This is a genomic window from Bacillus sp. HMA207 (assembly GCF_003402455.1).
GTDB classification, from domain to species: domain Bacteria; phylum Bacillota; class Bacilli; order Bacillales; family Bacillaceae_G; genus Bacillus_A; species Bacillus_A cereus.
In genome coordinates this window covers 3635622-3655197 of sequence record NZ_BEZT01000001.1, presented here as the reverse complement: position 1 = coordinate 3655197, position 19576 = coordinate 3635622, and the positions used below count along the sequence as shown (strand labels likewise).

Here is a 19576-nt window from a genome sequence, read left to right as displayed (position 1 = left end):
AAAGCAAAGAAGAAAATCAGGAATAGGGGGATACTGATGCAAAAATATTTTGAGGAAGCACATCGTTTTTGTTCTCGTAATAGAAAGTACTTAGAAAAGGATGTTATATGTGGTTGTTTCTATTGTTTAGAAATTTTCCATCCAGAAAAAATTACAGAGTGGTGGGATGATGATAACACAGCAGTTTGTCCGCATTGCGGGATTGACTCTATTATAGGAGAAAATTCTGGATTTAAAATTACAGAAATGTTTTTAAGTGAAATGCATAAAAGATGGTTTTAGTTAAACGAATGAAAAAATAAACTTTCATTAACGAAGAGGATACATAAAAAAGCTCGGGCCGAGGCCCAAGCTTTTTTTACTTCATTATTTCTTTTCTTCTTTTTTATCGTCAGCTTTTTTCTCTTCGAAAAGATCTTTTAAATCTTTATCGTCAACTTTTACGTCAGCTTTTTTGATTTCTTTCATCATAAGATCGTTCATGAATGCAGCATCTTGTGCTTTCTTCTGAACTAGATCTTTTTTGATGTCGCCTTTTACTTCATCAAATGGTTTTTGTTCTTTAATGTCTGTTACTTTAATGATGTGGTAACCGAATTGTGATTTCACAGGTTCGCTTACTTCATCTTTTTTCAGCTTGTAAGCAGCATCTTCGAATTCTTTAACCATTTTACCAGCAGTAAAGTAGCCAAGGTCTCCGCCTTTTTCTTTTGAACCAGTATCTTCAGAGTATTGTTTCGCTAACTCTTCGAAAGATTTACCTTGTCCAAGTTCTTCTTTTACCTTTTTCGCAGTAGCTTCATCTTTTACAAGAATGTGGCTTGCTTTAATTTCAGGCTTGTAGTTTTCTTTTAGTTCTTTATCAGTGATTGTTTTCTCGATAGCTTTTTCTTGAGCTAATTGAGCACGCACACCAGTTTTTATAGTTTCTTCTTTAATACCTTGTTGTTTTAATAGTGTATCGAATTGATCACCGTATTGTTTTTTCATTTCATCGAACTTTTTGTCTACATCTTTGTCTTCAACTTTGTAGTTTTTAATAAGTACTTTTTCCATAACCATGTTGTTTAGTACTTGTTTACCAGCTTGTGTCTTCATTTGATTGTAAAATTCTTCTTTTGTAATGTCACCAGCTTTAGATGTAACAATTTTGTCTGATGATGATGTTCCACATGCTGATAATGCGATTACACTTGTTGCGGCTAAGGCAAGCATAGCTTTCTTCATTCGATAAACACTCCTACTATTATGTATTTTTAATTTATCCTACACCAATGAATTTTGATTCATAAGAGCCCGATTAAGTCTCACTGATACTTTTGCTTTTTTATATTGGTAAAGCGCGCTTAACAGGGCTTACCGAGGCTGAGGATAAAGTTTTGATGAATGTTTTGTTCTATAGTATAAGCAATATGTACAAAATTTAATATATCATATTTCGAACCGTTTTCATATTGATAAAGAAAAATTAACCAGCACGTGTCAGATTTTGAAAGTGTGCCATATTGGGCGTATGCCGCATATACAGAATAGAGGAGGGGATGGGGATGAATTCTCAACTTATTTTATTACTTGTACTGTTTATTTTATTGGTTATTGTAGGTATAATTTGCTTATAGAGGAAAAAAGTGAGGAAGGGGCTTTCCTTCCTCACTTTCCATGAAATATAATTTCTATATAACTAGAAATTAATAAAATTGTTATACATACATTAATAACCCGAAAGACACCGGGCTGGCGGCTCGCAGCTATTTGTTTTCGTTCACACAGTGTATGTGTCATGAAATTCGTGTAAAATATAACAAGAAGTGCAAATGCGACAAAAACAACTGTTATAAGTGTCATGAGGCGAGACCTCCTTTTGGCTAAAATACATATACATATATTGTATCACACGATATTTTGTTCGTGTTACAAAATTCAGAAATAGAAGACTTTGTGTTAGAAAGTGAGGGAGAAAATGGACGTTGTTAGAAGATTAGAACAAGCTGAATACTATGTAGACCTACTATTTAAAATGATTGATGAAGAGAAGTGTCCATTTTATTCTTTGATCATAAAGAAAAAAGCTCGTAAAAAAGATATTGAACGTATACTAAATCTTTGTGAAAAACTGAACGAGCAATATGTAGTGGAGAAAGCAGAAGGGCTTCTTTTGTTCGATGCGCTGTTAGATCAATTTGAAAAAGCGCTTCCACATCAGCTCGAAGTACACGAAACTGCGGAAGCGCTAGCAAAACAAGGTTTATTTAAGCCGCTTATGAATGAATTCTTAAGCATGATTGCGAAAAAATAAATAGATTATTTCTTAACTAACTTTTGATCGGATTCTGTAAAGTTCTCTTCAATATCTTCTAATGATTTCTCAAAAATATCGATAAAGTCTTGTCCGTAAATATTACGCAGGATTGCAATCAGTTCGATATTTTCTGGGAACTTCCCATAAAAATTACGAAGTGCAAGAGCCCCATTAAACACTGAATTATTTTCAGGATCATACTCCTCCATTAAGCGAAGTAGTAATTCTTCCCCTTTGTCTGTAATTTCAATGTACGTATTTCGTTTATCATCTTCCTTTTTTGAGAATACAAGATAGCCACGTTCTTCTAGCTTTTTAGAGAAGTTAAACGCCGTTGATACGTGCATAACTCCAAACTTAGCAATCTCAGAAATAGAAGCCCCTTTTAAATGATAAGCGATTGTTAAAATATGATGTTCATTAATATTTAAATCGTAAGGTTTAATCCACTGCTGCCAATCTTTCTCTACACATTTCCATAACGCTTTCGATAATTGAGCAATGCGTTGGCTGAAAATCATCGCTTCTTTTACCGAGTAATCTTTTTCTCCACTTTTCATTTACTCACCCACTTTAACATTCTTTTTTCATTACTATCTATTATGCCAGTAAAATAAAAATTAATAAAGTCTTTTTGTGAGAATTGTGAAAATTTTTCGGAAAAATGACATTCTATACAAATCATGCATAACTATGGAAGCGTTTTATGAGTCGTGAATACATACGTTGTCCTTACATGTTAAGTGATAACATATATTGTAAATGCATAAAAACACGGCATATCTATACGACATGCCGTGTCAAGGTCAATTTATATAAAAAATATTTGTTATATGCAAAAAACTAAGCAGGAATTTGTTTACGCTTTTTCTGGAACAGCTTCTTGTAGTTTCTCAATTGACTTTTGGATGTCCAAAATTTCTTTCTCAATATGGCGCTTGTTTTGAGAAATATCTTGCTTCCAGTTAGAAAGTGTATCGTGCATATCGTCTTTTAATTCTTGGAACACTTCTTTACCTTCTGAAGCAGTTTCAACGATTTGACGTTTTAATAATTTCGTATCAGCTGTAATATCAGCTAAAGTCTTTTTAATATCATTTCCTTTTTCTTTTAACTTGCCGCGCATGTCTTTACCAGAAGAAGGAGTTGAGAAAAGAACAGCTAGTCCAGCAACTGCTCCGCCGCAAATAACACCTGTAATAAAGGATTTAGCTTTTGACATAAAAGGAGACCTCCTTATTTTTTGTTCGTATTCATGATGGGAAAATATGCATATCTTTCTTATATGTGCTATGCACAAACAATCATCCCTGAGCATTTTAAGTAAAGAAACAAGCCATGCGGAATTTGATGACTTCAGGGAAGTGGCTTGTTATGTATTACGCCTTCTTATAGTGTCATTATTTCACACTATTTGCAATTGTACTTGCGATGTTTTGTAAATTTTCCATAGTGTATTCATTTTGGTGTGATTTCCAAACAGCACCGAAACCATCTTTTTCACCGTAGCGTGGAATTAAATGAAGGTGGAAGTGGAACACAGTTTGTCCAGCTTTTTCACCGTTATTGTTAAGTAGGTTAAAGCCAACTGGATTAAACTCTGCTTTAATCGCATTTGCGATTTTTGGAACGACAGAAAAAATGTGTGATGCGATTTCTGGCGTTAACGCAAAAATGTCTTGTTTGTGAACTTTCGGAATAACAAGAGTATGTCCTTTTGTTACTTGACTAATATCTAAAAATGCAAGCACATGTTCATCTTCGTATACTTTTGAGCAAGGGATTTGCCCGTCAATGATTTTACAAAAAATACAATTGTCTGCTGTATGATTCATTGATCTCATCCTTTCAAATATCCTTAGCCGTATTTTACCATAATTACATAAGAGAACAAACACGAAAAACAGGAAGCTGACTCAGCTTCCTGTTTTCTGAAGAGGGATTGAAAAAGCATTATCGTAATTTACGTTTCGCAGACACCTCATTTATTTAAGAAATGCACGGTAAATCGGCTAAAGTTTCTGCCGCAGACACCCCATTTTCAAGTGAAATGAATTGCAATCTTTTTTAAAATGAAATTGTTTATTTTTTAAAACAGTATATGCTCTTTCAGAGACACCCCGTTTCGAAAATGAAACAAATGATCTGGTTATGTGTAAATTTCATTGTCCAACTTGGACACCCCATTTCATGATGACTTCACTATGTTGTTGTACTCATCAATTGGTGGTTGCTTTTTCAATGTGTTCCTTCTTCAATAATTATGATGTCCGCTTTCGGGAAATTATATGCTAATAAATTTAAAAATTTTTTTTGAGTACATGGATACTATGTAGTACAGCATAATTTTTGGTAAGATGAATATAGAATGAATACTAATGAAGAAAGTGGTGTCGTATGAGCGAGTTATTGCGTGTGGAAAATGTTACAGGAGGATATACGAAACGACCTGTATTAAAAGACGTTTCGTTCTCTGTTAATAAAGGCGAACTTGTCGGCTTAATCGGTTTAAATGGAGCTGGTAAAAGTACGACGATTAAACATATTATCGGTTTAATGGAACCGAAAAAAGGAACTGTCACAATTAATGGGAAAACAATTCGTGATGATATGACAGCGTACCGTTCTAGCTTTTCATTTATTCCGGAAACGCCGGTATTATATGATGAATTAACGTTAGAAGAGCATTTGAAATTAACAGCTATGGCGTACGGCGTGGATGAAAAACAATATGAAGAACGTGTAGGACAACTACTACAAGAGTTTCGTATGAAAAATCGTTTAAAATGGTTTCCATCTCATTTCTCAAAAGGGATGAAACAAAAAGTAATGATTATGAGCGCATTTTTAGTGGAGCCATCTCTTTACATAGTAGATGAACCTTTCGTTGGATTAGATCCGTTAGCGATTCAATCCCTTCTTCAAATGATGGACCAAATGAAAAAGAGTGGTGCCGGTATTTTAATGAGCACACATATTTTAGCGACGGCAGAGCGTTATTGTGATTCGTTCATTATTTTGCATCAAGGTGAAGTAAGAGCGAAGGGAACGCTATCTGAACTGCAATCACAGTTTAATATGCCAGGTGCAACGTTAGATGATATTTACATCGCGCTAACAAAGGAAGAAGATTATGAATAGCACAGCGTTATGGAAAGAACGATTTCGTCACTTTCTAAAAGAAGTTCGTACATATAGTAAATACGTATTTAATGATCATTTGAAATTTATTTTCGTGTTCATCATCGGTGCGGGAGCGTATTATTACCAGCAATGGTTACAAACGTTAACAACTTCGTTTCCAACTGCGCTCGTAATGGCAGTATTAATTGGACTCGTGTTAACGGCTGGATCCATTCAAACGTTATTAAAAGAAGCGGATCTCGTTTACTTACTGCCAGTTGAAGAAAAGTTAAAACCTTACTTCACAAAGGCATTTCTTTTTACATTTATGATTCAGTTATACATAATCGCAATCGTAGCAGCTGCGCTTGCTCCGTTATACTTCCAACAAATGAAACAAACTGGAGCGGCGTACATATGGATTGTAATTGCGTTTGTCATTGTAAAAGCGTGGAATTTATTTGTAGCGTGGGAAAAGTCATTTTTAACAGATCAAAATATACAAAGGGCTGATTGGTTTATTCGTTTTATCCTAAACGGTTTATTTGTATATTTCCTTGTAGAACGTACTTCAGTTCTTTTCATTGGTGGAATCGTCCTTCTCATGGTGTTATACCTTGCTATCATGCATCAAATGGTCAAAGGAAAGCCACTAAACTGGGAGTATTTAATTTCCGAAGAAGGTAAGAAGATGATGCTACTGTACCGCATTGCGAACATGTTCGTTGATGTACCAGCATTAAAAGAAAGAGTAGCCCGCAGAAAATGGCTAGATTTCATTCTGTCGATGATAGGCGAAAAGCGTACATATTTATACTTATATACGAGAACATTTTTAAGATCTGGTAATTATTTTGGATTATATGTGCGTCTGCTCGCTCTTGGCGGAGTAATTCTTTACTTCATTCCATTTTTATATGGACGATTTATCGTAAGCCTTATCTTCCTATACTTAATCGGTTATCAGCTATTAACTTTATGGAAACATCATCGCATGAAAATTTGGCTTGATTTGTATCCAGTAGGGGGAGAAGAGAAGAAGAAAGATTTTCTTGCTTTATTAAACGCGATTCTAATCATCGGAAGCGTAATCTTTACAGTTATATTTGCACTAGCAACGAAAGATTTCATGATGACAGGAATTTTACTTATCGTAAGCATATTATTTAGTATCGGTTTCGTTTACCAATACGGGGCGAAGCGCATTGAGCGTTTAAATTGAAAGGAATGAACCTATGATTACATACGAAGAGAAGGTTATAAAAGAATTGGAGCAGTGGAAAGCTACATTCATGAAAGATTCTTCTATGATGACACGGTTCTCCAAAAAAGTGCAGACGAAGGTGCAACAGCTCATTCCGGCGAAAGTACAAAAGGTACTAACAGAGACGATTCGTATGATGGTGCAAACGATTAGCGCCGGGTCAAACTTTATAAAGCCGAAACTAAAAGAGACGACATGGTCACTGCAAAGACGTGACGATGAAGTTCGTAAAAAAATGGATGAGTACAAAAAAATAGCAGCGGCAGAAGGAGCAGGGACTGGAGCTGGTGGTATTCTCCTCGGTCTTGCTGACTTTCCGCTTTTACTTACAATTAAAATTAAATTTTTATTCGATGCAGCGACATTGTACGGATTTGATACGAGTAAACAAGAAGAGCGTCTTTTTATCCTTCACGTTTTCCAACTTGCCTTTTCAAGTGACGATCACCGAAAAGAAATATGGAAAGCAATCGAAACGTGGGATACAGAAAAAGAAAATCATATGGACTGGGAAAAGTTCCAAACAGAGTACCGAGACTATATTGATTTAGCGAAAATGCTTCAGCTCGTACCAGTAATCGGTGCCCCAGTCGGCGCATATGCGAACTATCAATTACTGCAAAGGCTTGGAGAAGTGACGATGAATTGTTATCGTATGCGATTGCTGAATAGAGATTAAAAACAAGGCGTCCTACATATGTAATGTAGGACGCCTTTTCTTAGAAGCTAAGTCCGATATAGCTAATTCCAGCTATAATCAATACGATAAAAAGTACAATGATTAATGAAAATCCGCTCTTACCAGCTTGTCCCGCTTCACCGCCGCCATTACCACCACTACCGCCATTACCACCAAGTCCCATATGATATCCTCCTTATTCTTATATGTTGCTTTTACTTTATAACTTTCTGTATTTTCCAATAAATACCTTCTGTAGTGCTAACTAAATTGAAAATCATTTCGTTTTGTTTTATAATTTACTTACCGAACGGTAAGTAAAAATAAGTGAGGTATAGTATGACGAAGAATTTACAAACATCGCAGAACATTGTAGAGGCATCATTTAAACTTATGGCAGAACACGGCATTGAGAAGATGAGTCTTTCCATGATTGCGAAAGAGGTAGGTATTTCAAAACCGGCTATTTACTATCATTTTTCTTCTAAAGAAGCGTTAGTTGATTTTTTATTTGAAGAGATTTTTTCTGATTATCATTTTACAAAATACTTTAATGAAGAGCGGTATACGAAAGAAAACTTTGCAGAAAAGCTAATCGCAGATGGTTTACATATGCTCTCTGAGTATGAAGGGCAAGAAGGAATACTACGCGTTATCAATGAATTTATCGTAACTGCATCGCGAAATGAAAAGTATCAGAAACGTTTATTTGAAATACAAGAGGATTTTTTGCATGGTTTCCATGATTTATTGAAGAAAGGCGCGAGACTGGGCGTTGTGTCACAACATGAAACGGAAGAAAATGCTCATACGCTAGCGCTCGTGATCGATAATATGAGCAACTATATGCTCATGGGATTCCAGTTAAAGTATAAAGAAATTTGGATTCGAAATGTGAAAAACGTAATGAAGGAGGAGTAAAAATGAAAATGCAAAAAAACTGGTGGCTCGGTTTTCTTGGATTTATTGGGGTTTATAAAATACCAGGTATGATTGAAGCTTTTCAAGCGGATGGAAATTGGATGAAGTTAATCGGTTTCATTTGGCTACTTTGGTTCGGATATTTTATTCCTGAGAAGAAAGAAGATTAAATTCCAATTTTCTGTAAAGTTACGTAAAATATAGATTGAGAGTATTCATATATTAGATTACTAGATTTGGAGTGGTTACATGGATCCATTGAAAAATGAAATTCACCCTGACATGGTCAAGGTGTGGAAAGCGCGTTCTTTAATTGAGCTAGGAATCAGTATTATAGTCATTTTTGCATATCTTTTCTTTATGATTAAGTTTAATTGGTGGGCTTGGATTTTCTATGTGCTCATCGGATTAACAATCGTATATACACCGTTTGATTACTTTACGTTTCCGAAACTACGTCAACGTTATTACAGCTACCAACTAAATGAAGAAGAACTTGAAATTCAGCATGGCCTTTTCGTTGTTAAGCGCGTATTAGTGCCGATGATTCGTGTACAGCACGTAACGATTGAACAAGGGCCAATTATGAGAAAATACGGATTAGCAGAATTACACATTTCAACAGCAGCAACTTCTCATAGCATCCCAGGTTTAACGATGTATGAAGCTGAAATGTTGAAAACGAAAATCGCAGAATTAGCGAAAGTGAGTGATGAGGATGTATAAAAGGCAGCATCCAATCACGATGTTATTAGAGTTAAAAATAACAGACTTTATACCACTCATTATTTTCATGTTTAGCTTAAACGGAAAGTTCCCGTTTTGGTATTTAATTCCCACTGCATTCGGTTTACTCACCGTCTTTTCAGCGTTTGAAAAATGGTATTACACAACATACTGGGTTGAAAATAACGTATTACATGTGAAACAAGGTCTCTTTGTGAAAAAGGAGAGCTACTTAAATAAAGAACGTGTTCAAACGATTAATACAAGTTCTAACGTACTATATCAAATGCTCGGTTTGAAAAAAATTCAGATTGAAACAGCTGGCGGAGGCGATGAAGCAGAAGTTAGCTTAGCTGGAATTACGGTAGAAGAAGCGACAGAGCTTATCGCAATGTTAAATGAGTCGGCTTCAGAATTGAAAGTAGAAAAAACATTAGAAGAAGTAGAAGTAAAAGAAATTATTACAGAGGAAAAACAAGCGAGAGAATACAAATTAACGTGGAAAGAGATTTTAATAGCCTCTGTTACATCTGGTCAATTTGGATTATTATTCTCATTAATCTTTTTTGTGTATCACCAAGTAGATGAGTACATTCCGAAATGGATAGAGAATAGCGTAAAGTCGTATGTAATGGAACATGATATATATGGCTGGATTTTGATGATAGCTATTTTGCTCGTCCTTTCGTGGATTATATCGACAATTGGTTATGCGCTAAAACATGGAGATTTCACAGTGAATCGAAGAAATGACGAAGTCCGTATTTCGCAAGGATTACTGGAGAAAAAAGAACTCGTACTAAAATTGCACCGTATTCAAGGGATTACGATAAAAGAAGGTATTTTACGCCAACCGTTCGGTTATTGTGCTGTGCAAGTAGAAGTCATTCAAAGTAAGGGAACGGGTGACGAAAAAGAAAAAGTTACACTGCATCCTATCATTCGAAAAGATCGAGTGCAACAGTTACTCGCGCATTTACAATTACCATACGAACTGAATGCAAATATTACTTCGTTACCAAAAGCAGCATTGCGCCGCTATCTCATTGATAGTTTCATCTTTTTCGCTATGCTCGCAATCCCGCTTACTGGAATAGGCATATACTTTGAAAAGTATTACATCATGTGGGCATTACTACCGCTCGCAATCTTTATCTTTACACTTGGATACGCAACATTTAAAACAAATGGTTACAGTGTTAACGGAGAACAAATTACACTTGTCTATCGTAGCGTCGGAAAATATACAGGACTTATTAGAAGAAGACACGTCCAATCAATGGAGAAGACACAATCATATTTCCAGCGCCGTGCGGATTTATGTACGTATAAGTTTTCGAGTGCATCATCTAGTTACAAAATAGAGCATACGAGAGTAGAAGATGCGGAGAGAATGCAGGATTGGTATAAGAAGAAGTTAAGTGAGAATTAAGTGGAACGGCTCGCCTTTCGCGGAAGACGGGCTATTTTTTTATGCGAAAATAATGAATAATATATGTAAAGAAACAAGCGAGGTGAATGAGAGTGAGCAAATTTTTAATACCGTATTCATTTTCTATATTAAGTTTCTTTATTTCAGCAACAGCACTTGAATTATATGATAGGATGGGAAACAATAGTGAGCTGGTTTCGCCGAACATAATTGGAAAGATAATTCAATCTACTGCGCAAATGGGAGTCCTTACATTGTATTTCGGAGTACCTATTATTTTAGGTGGCTGTCTACTTGGTGAGCTATTGTTTAGAGGTATCATTTTACGATTTAAACTCAGCTATATTATATCTTTATTATTATATCTACTTTTAGCTTTTAGTATTGTTTCTGTAACGGTTGGAATTCCAACTACATATGAGGATTCTAATACTACTTTCATGGTAATAACTATGATTTGCGCTGTTACATTCTTTATGGGCCGGAATATATGGGAGAAAAAAGAAATGAATAATGGAGTAACAGAATGAAATATACATGTCCGTGCTGCGGGTATAGAACAATAGAAGAAGAACCACCAGGTACATATGAAATTTGTAATATATGTTACTGGGAAGATGATGAGGTACAGTTTAACGATCCTGACTTTGAAGGCGGTGCAAATGAAGTCTCGTTAAGACAAGCACAGAAAAATTTTATTGCATTTGGTGCTTGCGAGGAATGTTTTATTGGATTAGTTAGAAAACCGACTAGTGAAGATGTGAAGGATGCTAGTTGGCAGCGAATTTGTTAAGTGAAATGTTATTACTCAATTCAATGGGAGTAATAACATTTTTTATTTAGTGCTGAAAGAATTACTGCCGTCTTATAAGGTAATAAGAAGGACTAAATTGGTAAATTTTATTAATGGATATATTTTCAATAAATACAAAAGTATAGATGTATAGTCAGCTTTGTGTGTTTAATGTTATCATATTGAATGATATGGAAATTTTTAATAGAATAAGTAACTAAAAATTCAAAGGTAATGAAGCTTTTGTTGTATAAAGAAAATACTTAGTAGTAATCAACAATATTAAAAATAAGATTCGTATTTATATAAATTTAGTAGAAATGGGGTTTTAAAAAGGAATGAGTATAAGCATAACGCGGCAAAAGATTTTGGCGGCCGCTTCTCAAATTGTGCAATGTAAGGGGGTTGCTAAATTAACATTAGAAGCAGTGGCAAAAGAGGCGGGTGTAAGTAAAGGTGGATTATTGTATCACTTTTCAAATAAAGAAGCTTTAATAGAAGGTATGATAGTCAGAGGGATAGAGGATTATGAGGGAGCCATTTACAATAAAGTAGCGGAAGACGCAGAGAAGAAAGGGAGATGGGTTCGCTCTTTTGTAGAGGAAAGATTAAATAATGAGAGAAGAACAGAAGAGTTATCTAGTAGTATGATGGCAGCATTCATGTTAAAACCTGAATTACTTGAGCCATTACAACAATCATTTCAGCAACTGCAAAAGAATATAGAAAACGATGAGATAGATGCAGTTTGTGCAACAATTATTAGATTAGCAGCAGATGGATTATGGTATTCGGAATATTTAGGGGTTGGAAGACTAAGCCCTGAGTTAAGAGAAAAAGTGATTCAAGCTCTTATTAGTAATTCATATAAATAGAATATACGAACTATATAATGTAAAAATAATTCACCGTTGCTTCTTTAATGTAGTGGTGAATTATTTTTTTTATTAGAAAAATAGAACAATTTTATAGAGTATTGAATTATAACCGTCCAGACGGTATAGTAATATTTGGTTTAAGAGGAAAATGAAACAAAAAAAGAATAAAAGATATTTTTAGCACACTATTCGAAAGGATAGGCCGCAAAGCTTAGAGTCTACGGTAATACATATTGGTTACTAAGATCGTCTGGTTGCACATTTTTGATGCAACCGGACGGTCTTTTTTTGTTATATAAATATAAAAAATAGGAGGGAACTATGCAAATGAAAAGTACTAAAAGACATATTTCAATGGTTTCATTAGTTTTTCTAGTATTATTTTCAGTGCTGAATGTGTGGGCTCCAGTTATTCAAGCTGCTGTGATGAAAAGTCCAGTGGACGAAATTAATATTTCCCGTACTGATGGCACGACATCTGAACCGTATCAAGCCTCAGATGGTATGAAAGTAGAAGTGAAGTGGTCAGCTAAAGAAAAAATAAAAAGTGGAGATCAATTCACAATTGATATGCCAAAAGAGTTTCGAAAAGACCTTATGAATATGAGTTTTCCTTTAAAAGATGCTGAAGGAAAAATAGTTGGTACATGTGAGATGAAAAAGGGTCTATTAATGTGTACTATGGGGGATTACGTAGAAGGAAAGAATAACATTAAAGGTTCTTTATTCGTAGAATTCTACTTTGGTCTAGAAGCATATGATGGTGTTAAAGAAATTCCATTAGAATTTAACGTTGATGGTCAAATCGTCAATAAAGAAGTAAATGTAAGTAATACGACAGAGAGACCGAAGCCACAGCCCAATACAGATAATCTATTGAAATGGGGTTCTTATAATCAAGAAGATCCTTCGATTGCTGATTGGCTTGTATATGTAAATGCAACTGGAACAGAAATGCAAGATCTTAAATTAACAGATACATTAGGACCTGGGCATGAGTTAATTACAGACAGCGTAGTATTAGAAGAGGCTGTATTTGAAGATGGTTATGCACCAACAAATATTAAGCCAGCAGATTTATCTAACATTAAAATTAATGCAACAAAGGCTGGATTTACAATTGAGTTTCCAGACAGTTCAAAAGGTTATATTTTAAGATATAAAACAAAGATTACTAATCCTTCTGCAAAGCCTCATAAAAATACTGTGAAATTAGAAGGTAAAAATATTAAAACTGAAGAAAAAGTAGGACAAGTATTCGTAAGTGGTGGAGGGGGAACCGGTTCAGGTGACGATAATCCACCTAGTATTGAAAAAAATATAGTTGATGAGAATGGCAAGCTTGTAGAGAATGAGCAGCTAACACAAATGGATCAAGTGATTCAATACCAAGTTGGTACACATATACCAAACGATCCTCCTAAATACACATCAATGGTAATTCGTGATGATTTAGAAGATGTTTTAGAAGTATTAGAGGCAAAAGTGTATGATCAAAATGGCCAAGATATTACTTCTAAAGGGACGTTAAAGATAGATAAGCAAAGAAGTGAAGTAACATTTACGTTTGGTGAGAATTTTGACTATAAGTCATATGAAGACCAGATAATTAATCTTAGTATTAAGGCGAAAATTAAAAATGATGCAGACTTATCTTCTTACGTAGATAAGAAGATTCCTAATAAAGCGGAATTACATTTTGATGATAAAACATTAACATCAAAAGAAGTAACTATTACGCCGCCTGAAGCTCCAAAAGATGGTACAGTATCGCTTCATAAAATAGATTCTGAGAATCCGAACAAAGGGTTAAAAGGTGCCGAATTTGAAGTCCGAAATAGTGCAAATGAAGTTGTTGCAAAACTGAAAACGGACGAAAAAGGTTTTTCAGTACCTCAACCTTTAGCTCCTGGGACGTATAAAGTATATGAAACAGTAGCACCAGAAGGATATCAAAAATTAAAAGAACCAGTAGAGGTTACACTTCAAGCTGGAGAAACAAAAACAATTGAAATTAAAAATACTATGCAAAAGGGTCAAATTGAAGTAAAGAAAATTGATTCGGAAAATGGTGAAAAACCATTAGCAAATGCAGAGTTTGATATAGTAAAAGACGGTGTAGTAGTCGAACATATTATTACAGATAAAGATGGTAAGGCAATCTCTAAACCGTTAGCACCAGGGAAATATATTTTAAAAGAAACGAAAGCGCCTGAAGGCTACCAATTAAAAGAAGCAGAGTTCGAAGTAAATGTAACAGGGGACGGCATATTCCCAATACAAGTGGAAAATGCAATGGTTGACAAAGGTAATATAGAAATCACAAAAGTGGACAAAGAGAACGGGGCAGTATTAGCGGGTGTCGAATTTGAAGTCCAAGATGAGAAAGATGGAGTAGTAAGAAAAGTAGTAACAGATAAAGATGGAAAAGCAAACGTTTCAGATCTATCAGTAGGAAAGTACAAATTAGTAGAGACGAAAAGCTTACCAGGTTATAAAAAGCTAACAGAACCAGTACCATTTGAAATAAAAAAAGGTATGACAAAATCTTTAGCAATAAAAGTAGAAAATGAGCAGTTAGACAAAGGCTCAGTAGAAATTATAAAAATAGATAAAGATAGCCAAAAAGTACTAGAAGGCGTAGTCTTCGAAGTGCAAGATGAGCAAGGCAAAGTAGTAACAGAAGTAAAAACAGATAAAGATGGTAAAGCAAAAATCTCTGATTTATCAGTAGGGAAGTACAAATTAGTAGAGACGAAAAGTTTACCAGGCTACAAAAAGCCAACAGATTCAGTATCATTCGAAATTACAAAAGGTATGACAACAGTCCTATCGTTGAAAGTAGAAAATGAACAGTTAGATAAAGGTTCAGTAGAAATTACAAAAATAGATAAAGACAGCAAAAAAGCATTAAAAGGCGTAGTCTTTGAAGTGCAAGATGAAGCTGGAACAGTAGTAAAGGAAGTAAAAACAGATAAAGATGGTAAAGCAAAAATCTCAGATCTATCAGTAGGAAAGTACAAATTAGTAGAGAAAGAAAGTTTACCAGGCTATAAGAAATTAACAGAGCCAGTATCGTTTGAAATTACAAAAGGTATGACCGAGATCTTATCATTAAAAATAGAAAATGAAATGGTAGATACGGGAAATATAGAGATAACAAAGATAGATAAAGATAATAAAGCACCGTTAGCGGGAGTAACATTCATCGTACAAGATGAAAAGGGTAAGGAAGTTACGAAAGTAACGACAGATAAAGAAGGAAAAGCAAATGTTTCAGATTTACCTGTAGGAAAGTATGAATTAGTAGAGGTAGAAAGTTTACCTGGTTATAAAAAGTTAGAAAAACCAGTATCATTTGAAATTAAAAAAGGCATGACCGAGGTCCTATCATTGAAAGTAGAAAATGAAATGGTGGATACAGGGAATATAGAGATAACAAAAATAGATAAAGATAGTAAAGCTCCATTAGAAAATGTTGTATTTGAAGTACGTGATTCAAAAGGAAAAGTAGTTGCGAAAGTAAAAACGGATAAAGAAGGAAAAGCAAACGTTTCAGATTTATCTATTGGAAAGTATGAGTTGGTAGAAGTAGAAACACCGGCAGGATACAAACCACTAGAAAAGCCAATTTCATTCGAAATTGAAAAGGGTAGAGTAACAGCATTACAATTGACTGTAGAAAATGAATTAGTGGATACAGGAAATGTAGAAATTACAAAAGTAGATAAAGAAAATAAAGATGCTTTAGCTGATGCAGTCTTTGAAATTCAAGATGAAGCAGGACAAGTAGTCGCTAAAATAACGACAGATAAAAAAGGACAAGCACAAGTTACTAATTTATCAGTCGGCACATACAAGGTAGTAGAAGTAAAAGCACCAAAAGGATATAAACAATTAGTAGATCCGATTACTTTCCAAATTGAAAAAGGTATGACAAAATCTCTTGCTTTAACAGTAGAAAACGAAATGTTAGACAAGGGAAATGTGGAAGTAACAAAAGTAGATAAAGATAGTCAAAAAGTATTAGAAGGCGTAGTCTTCGAAGTTCAAGATGAGCAAGGCAAAGTAGTAACAGAAGTAACGACAGATAAAGATGGAAAAGCAAACGTTTCAGATCTATCAGTAGGAAAATACAAATTAGTAGAGACGAAGAGTTTACCAGGTTACAAAAAATTAACGGAACCAGTATCATTCGAAATCAAAAAAGGTATGACGAAAGTTTTATCATTGAAAGTAGAGAACGAACTGTTAGATAAAGGTTCAGTAGAAATTACAAAAGTAGACAAAGAAAGTGGCGCAGTATTAGCGGGCGTAACATTCGAAGTGCAAGATGAAAAAGGCAAAGTAGTAACAAAAGTAACGACAGATAAAGAAGGAAAAGCAACAATTTCAGATTTACCAGTAGGAAAATATAAGCTAGTAGAGGTAGAAAGCTTACCAGGATATAAAAAACTAGCGAAACCAGTATCATTCGAAATCAAAAAAGGTATGACAGAAGTTTTATCACTAAAAGTAGAGAATGAGCTAGTAGATAAAGGTTCAGTAGAAATTACAAAAGTAGATAAAGATGGTCAAAAAGCATTAGAAGGCGTAGTCTTTGAAATCCAAGATGAAGCGGGAAAAGTAGTAACAGAAGTAAAAACAGATAAAAATGGTAAAGCAAAAATCTCAGACTTATCTGTAGGAAAGTACAAATTAGTAGAGAAAGAAAGCTTACCAGGCTACAAACAATTAACAGAACCAGTATCATTCGAAATCAAAAAAGGTATGACAGAAGTCTTATCATTAAAAGTAGAGAATGAACTAGTAGATAAAGGTTCAGTAGAAATTACAAAAGTAGATAAAGATAGTCAAAAAGTATTAGAAGGCGTAGTCTTCGAAGTACAAGACGACAAAGGCAAAGTAGTAGCAGAAGTAACGACAGATAAAGATGGAAAAGCAAACGTTTCAGATCTATCAGTAGGAAAATACAAATTAGTAGAGACGAAGAGTTTACCAGGTTACAAAAAATTAACGGAACCAGTATCATTCGAAATCAAAAAAGGTATGACGAAAGTTTTATCATTGAAAGTAGAGAACGAACTGTTAGATAAAGGTTCAGTAGAAATTACAAAAGTAGACAAAGAAAGTGGCGCAGTATTAGCGGGCGTAACATTCGAAGTGCAAGATGAAAAAGGCAAAGTAGTTGCAAAAGTAACGACAGATAAAGAAGGAAAAGCAACAATTTCAGATTTACCAGTAGGAAAATATAAGCTAGTAGAGGTAGAAAGCTTACCAGGATATAAAAAACTAGCGAAACCAGTATCATTCGAAATCAAAAAAGGTATGACAGAAGTTTTATCACTAAAAGTAGAGAACGAATTAGTAGATAAAGGCTCAGTAGAAATTACAAAAGTGGACAAAGAAAGTGGCGCGTTATTAAAAGGCGTAACATTCGAAGTGCAAGATGAGCAAGGCAAAGTAGTAACAAAAGTAACAACAGATAAAGAAGGAAAAGCGAAAATTTCAGATCTATCTGTAGGAAATTACAAACTAGTAGAAGTAGAAAGCTTACCAGGCTACAAAAAGCTAGCAGAGCCAGTATCATTCGAAATTAAAAAGGGTATGACAGAAGTCTTATCATTAAAAGTAGAGAATGAACAGTTAGACAAAGGTTCAGTAGAAATCACAAAAGTAGATAAAGATAGTCAAAAAGTATTAGAAGGCGTAGTCTTCGAAGTACAAGACGACAAAGGCAAAGTAGTAACAGAAGTAAAAACAGATAAAAATGGTAAAGCAAAAATCTCAGATCTATCAGTAGGAAAGTACAAATTAGTAGAGAAAGAAAGTTTACCAGGTTACAAACAATTAACAGAACCAGTATCGTTTGAAATTACAAAAGGTATGACAGAAGTTCTATCATTAAAAATAGAAAATGAAATGGTAGATACGGGAAATGTAGAAATTACAAAAATAGATAAAGATAATAAGGCACCGTTAGCAGGTGTAGTCTTTGAAGTACAAGACGACAAAGGCAAGGTAGTAACGAAAGTAACGACAGATAAAGCTGGAAAAGCAACAGTTTCAGATTTATCAGTAGGAAAGTACAAGCTAGTAGAAGTAGAGAGTTTACCAGGCTACAAAAAATTAGAAAAGCCTGTACCATTTGAAATTACAAAAGGTATGACAAAATCTTTAGCGTTCACTGTAGAAAATGAAATGGTAGATACGGGGAATGTAGAAATCACAAAAATAGATAAAGACAGTAAAGCACCATTAGAAAATGTTGTATTTGAAGTACGTGATTCAAAAGGCAAAGTAGTTGCGAAAGTAACGACGGATAAAGAAGGAAAAGCAAACGTTTCAGATCTATCAGTAGGAAAATACAAATTAGTAGAGACGAAGAGCTTACCAGGTTACAAAAAGTTAACGGAACCAGTATCATTCGAAATTACAAAAGGTATGACAAAAGTCTTATCATTGAAAGTAGAGAACGAACAGTTAGACAAAGGTGCAGTGGAGATTACAAAAATGGCCGCTGAAAGCAAGGAAGTCTTATCAGGAGCTGTGTTTGAAGTTCATGATGAAAAGGGAAAAGTAGTAGTGAAAGTAACAACAGATAAAGATGGAAAGGCAAAAATCACAGATCTATCTGTAGGTAACTACACACTAGTAGAAGTAGAAGCACCAAAGGGATATGAAAAATTAACTAATCCAATTCCATTTGAAATTACAAATGGAATGATAAATGCAGTTCAATTAGAAGTATTAAACAAATTGAATCATTTAGCACCACCAGGTCCAGAAACACCAGATCCAGAAAAGCCTGGAACACCAGATCCGGAGAAACCTGGAACACCGAATCCAGAAAAGCCTGGAACACCAGATCCAGAAAAACCTGGAACACCGGATCCGGAGAAGCCTGGAACACCAGATCCAGAAAAACCTGGAACACCGGATCCGGAGAAGCCTGGAACACCAGATCCAGAAAAACCTGGAACACCGGATCCGGAGAAGCCTGGAACACCAGATCCAGAAAAACCTGGAACACCGAATCCAGAGAAACCTGAAAAAGAATTACCGAAGACAGGGCAGAAAATGCCTGTGGAACCATATATGGGAGCACTTCTTGTAATGATGAGTTTTGGGTTACTCGTATTAGGTAGAAAACAGCAGAGATAATAAAGGTGAAAAGGTATCCTCAAAGTATTTGAGGATACTTTTTTTAGCATAAAAAAAAGCATCTAGCAAAAGTACTAGATGCAAATAAAAACACAAGGGAAGACAAAATTCTTCCCTTTTCCCGTATGTAATTATATCAAAAAAATTATAAAAAACTAGCTATATTTAAAATATAATTTTTAAAATATAATTTTTAAAAAAGTTATATACATAAATAATTGCAATACGCGCAGTTTTATCTTTCTGAAAAATCCATTTCTTTAATTTCGAATATTAAGACTAATGTTGATAAATCTT

General features: G+C 34.6%; 19 protein-coding genes and 1 riboswitch. Of the genes, 13 read left to right on the top strand and 6 right to left on the bottom strand.

From position 1 onward, the window contains the following. Positions 1 to 36: 36 nt before the first annotated feature. Positions 37 to 282, top strand: a complete 246-nt coding sequence (locus HMAS_RS18880) for a hypothetical protein (RefSeq protein WP_001174909.1) — start codon at positions 37 to 39, stop codon at positions 280 to 282. 84 nt (positions 283 to 366) lie between these two features. On the opposite strand, the gene prsA is transcribed toward HMAS_RS18880, so the two are convergent. Together prsA and HMAS_RS18865 are read right to left on the bottom strand one after the other, a co-directional pair. Next, complete coding sequence (gene prsA, locus HMAS_RS18875; RefSeq protein WP_000710076.1) at positions 367 to 1227, bottom strand: peptidylprolyl isomerase PrsA; 861 nt, start codon at positions 1225 to 1227, stop codon at positions 367 to 369. Between the two features lie 423 nt (positions 1228 to 1650). Next, complete coding sequence (locus tag HMAS_RS18865; protein WP_000172690.1) at positions 1651 to 1845, bottom strand: hypothetical protein; 195 nt, start codon at positions 1843 to 1845, stop codon at positions 1651 to 1653. Between the two features lie 115 nt (positions 1846 to 1960). On the opposite strand from HMAS_RS18865, the gene HMAS_RS18860 reads away from it, so the two are divergent. Further along, entirely contained in the window at positions 1961 to 2296 is a 336-nt protein-coding gene (locus HMAS_RS18860) for a DUF1878 family protein (protein WP_000383655.1), read from the top strand. A 5-nt stretch (positions 2297 to 2301) separates the two neighbouring features. On the opposite strand, the gene HMAS_RS18855 is transcribed toward HMAS_RS18860, so the two are convergent. The 3 genes from HMAS_RS18855 to HMAS_RS18845 all read right to left on the bottom strand — a co-directional run bounded on the left by HMAS_RS18855 (position 2302) and on the right by HMAS_RS18845 (position 4134). After that, the gene (locus HMAS_RS18855; protein WP_000834924.1) at positions 2302 to 2859 is read right to left on the bottom strand and encodes an HTH-type transcriptional regulator Hpr; all 558 of its coding nucleotides are present in this window, start codon (positions 2857 to 2859) and stop codon (positions 2302 to 2304) included. A gap of 299 nt (positions 2860 to 3158) precedes the next feature. Further along, positions 3159 to 3521, bottom strand: coding sequence for a YtxH domain-containing protein (locus tag HMAS_RS18850; RefSeq protein WP_000030300.1), 363 nt, complete (start codon positions 3519 to 3521; stop codon positions 3159 to 3161). 178 nt (positions 3522 to 3699) lie between these two features. After that, positions 3700 to 4134 carry an HIT family protein gene (locus HMAS_RS18845; RefSeq protein ID WP_001016835.1) on the bottom strand — a complete coding sequence of 145 codons (435 nt, stop codon included), beginning with the start codon at positions 4132 to 4134 and terminating at the stop codon, positions 3700 to 3702. A 562-nt stretch (positions 4135 to 4696) separates the two neighbouring features. Here HMAS_RS18845 and ecsA point away from each other — a divergent pair. From ecsA to ecsC, 3 genes are read left to right on the top strand one after another with little or no spacing between them, the layout of a single operon-like run. After that, positions 4697 to 5440: an ABC transporter ATP-binding protein EcsA gene (gene ecsA / locus HMAS_RS18840; protein ID WP_001292603.1), complete on the top strand. Its 744-nt coding sequence runs from the start codon at positions 4697 to 4699 to the stop codon at positions 5438 to 5440. Beyond that, the gene (ecsB, locus tag HMAS_RS18835) at positions 5433 to 6644 is read left to right on the top strand and encodes an ABC transporter permease EcsB (protein ID WP_116344956.1); all 1212 of its coding nucleotides are present in this window, start codon (positions 5433 to 5435) and stop codon (positions 6642 to 6644) included. Before ecsA ends, ecsB begins: the two co-directional genes overlap by 8 nt. A 13-nt stretch (positions 6645 to 6657) precedes the next feature. Continuing rightward, on the top strand, positions 6658 to 7365 hold the full coding sequence (gene ecsC / locus HMAS_RS18830; RefSeq protein ID WP_000634142.1) for an ecs operon protein EcsC: 708 nt from the start codon (positions 6658 to 6660) through the stop codon (positions 7363 to 7365). A 40-nt stretch (positions 7366 to 7405) separates the two neighbouring features. Here ecsC and HMAS_RS18825 read toward each other — a convergent pair whose 3' ends face one another. Next, positions 7406 to 7549: a YjcZ family sporulation protein gene (locus HMAS_RS18825; RefSeq protein WP_000522758.1), complete on the bottom strand. Its 144-nt coding sequence runs from the start codon at positions 7547 to 7549 to the stop codon at positions 7406 to 7408. A gap of 155 nt (positions 7550 to 7704) precedes the next feature. Here HMAS_RS18825 and HMAS_RS18820 point away from each other — a divergent pair, with 155 nt between their 5' ends. From HMAS_RS18820 to HMAS_RS18790, 8 genes are all read left to right on the top strand, one after another. Further along, complete coding sequence (locus HMAS_RS18820; RefSeq protein WP_000164838.1) at positions 7705 to 8286, top strand: TetR/AcrR family transcriptional regulator; 582 nt, start codon at positions 7705 to 7707, stop codon at positions 8284 to 8286. A gap of 2 nt (positions 8287 to 8288) precedes the next feature. Beyond that, positions 8289 to 8456, top strand: a complete 168-nt coding sequence (locus HMAS_RS27775; protein WP_000783813.1) for a hypothetical protein — start codon at positions 8289 to 8291, stop codon at positions 8454 to 8456. A 79-nt stretch (positions 8457 to 8535) separates the two neighbouring features. Further along, entirely contained in the window at positions 8536 to 9012 is a 477-nt protein-coding gene (locus HMAS_RS18815; protein ID WP_000371345.1) for a PH domain-containing protein, read from the top strand. Next, positions 9005 to 10444, top strand: coding sequence for a PH domain-containing protein (locus tag HMAS_RS18810; protein ID WP_000278230.1), 1440 nt, complete (start codon positions 9005 to 9007; stop codon positions 10442 to 10444). Before HMAS_RS18815 ends, HMAS_RS18810 begins: the two co-directional genes overlap by 8 nt. Before the next feature lie 86 nt (positions 10445 to 10530). After that, positions 10531 to 10974 (top strand): hypothetical protein, encoded by a 444-nt coding sequence (locus HMAS_RS18805; protein ID WP_074619093.1) that lies wholly within the window; start codon positions 10531 to 10533, stop codon positions 10972 to 10974. After that, complete coding sequence (locus HMAS_RS18800; RefSeq protein ID WP_000877835.1) at positions 10971 to 11237, top strand: CPCC family cysteine-rich protein; 267 nt, start codon at positions 10971 to 10973, stop codon at positions 11235 to 11237. The genes HMAS_RS18805 and HMAS_RS18800 overlap by 4 nt, the downstream gene beginning before the upstream one ends. Positions 11238 to 11575: 338 nt before the next feature. Further along, positions 11576 to 12112, top strand: a complete 537-nt coding sequence (locus tag HMAS_RS18795) for a TetR/AcrR family transcriptional regulator (RefSeq protein WP_116344955.1) — start codon at positions 11576 to 11578, stop codon at positions 12110 to 12112. A 172-nt stretch (positions 12113 to 12284) separates the two neighbouring features. Continuing rightward, positions 12285 to 12377, top strand: a riboswitch (cyclic di-GMP riboswitch). 59 nt (positions 12378 to 12436) lie between these two features. Then, positions 12437 to 19279, top strand: coding sequence for a SpaA isopeptide-forming pilin-related protein (locus tag HMAS_RS18790; RefSeq protein ID WP_116344954.1), 6843 nt, complete (start codon positions 12437 to 12439; stop codon positions 19277 to 19279). Positions 19280 to 19576 lie beyond the last annotated feature (297 nt).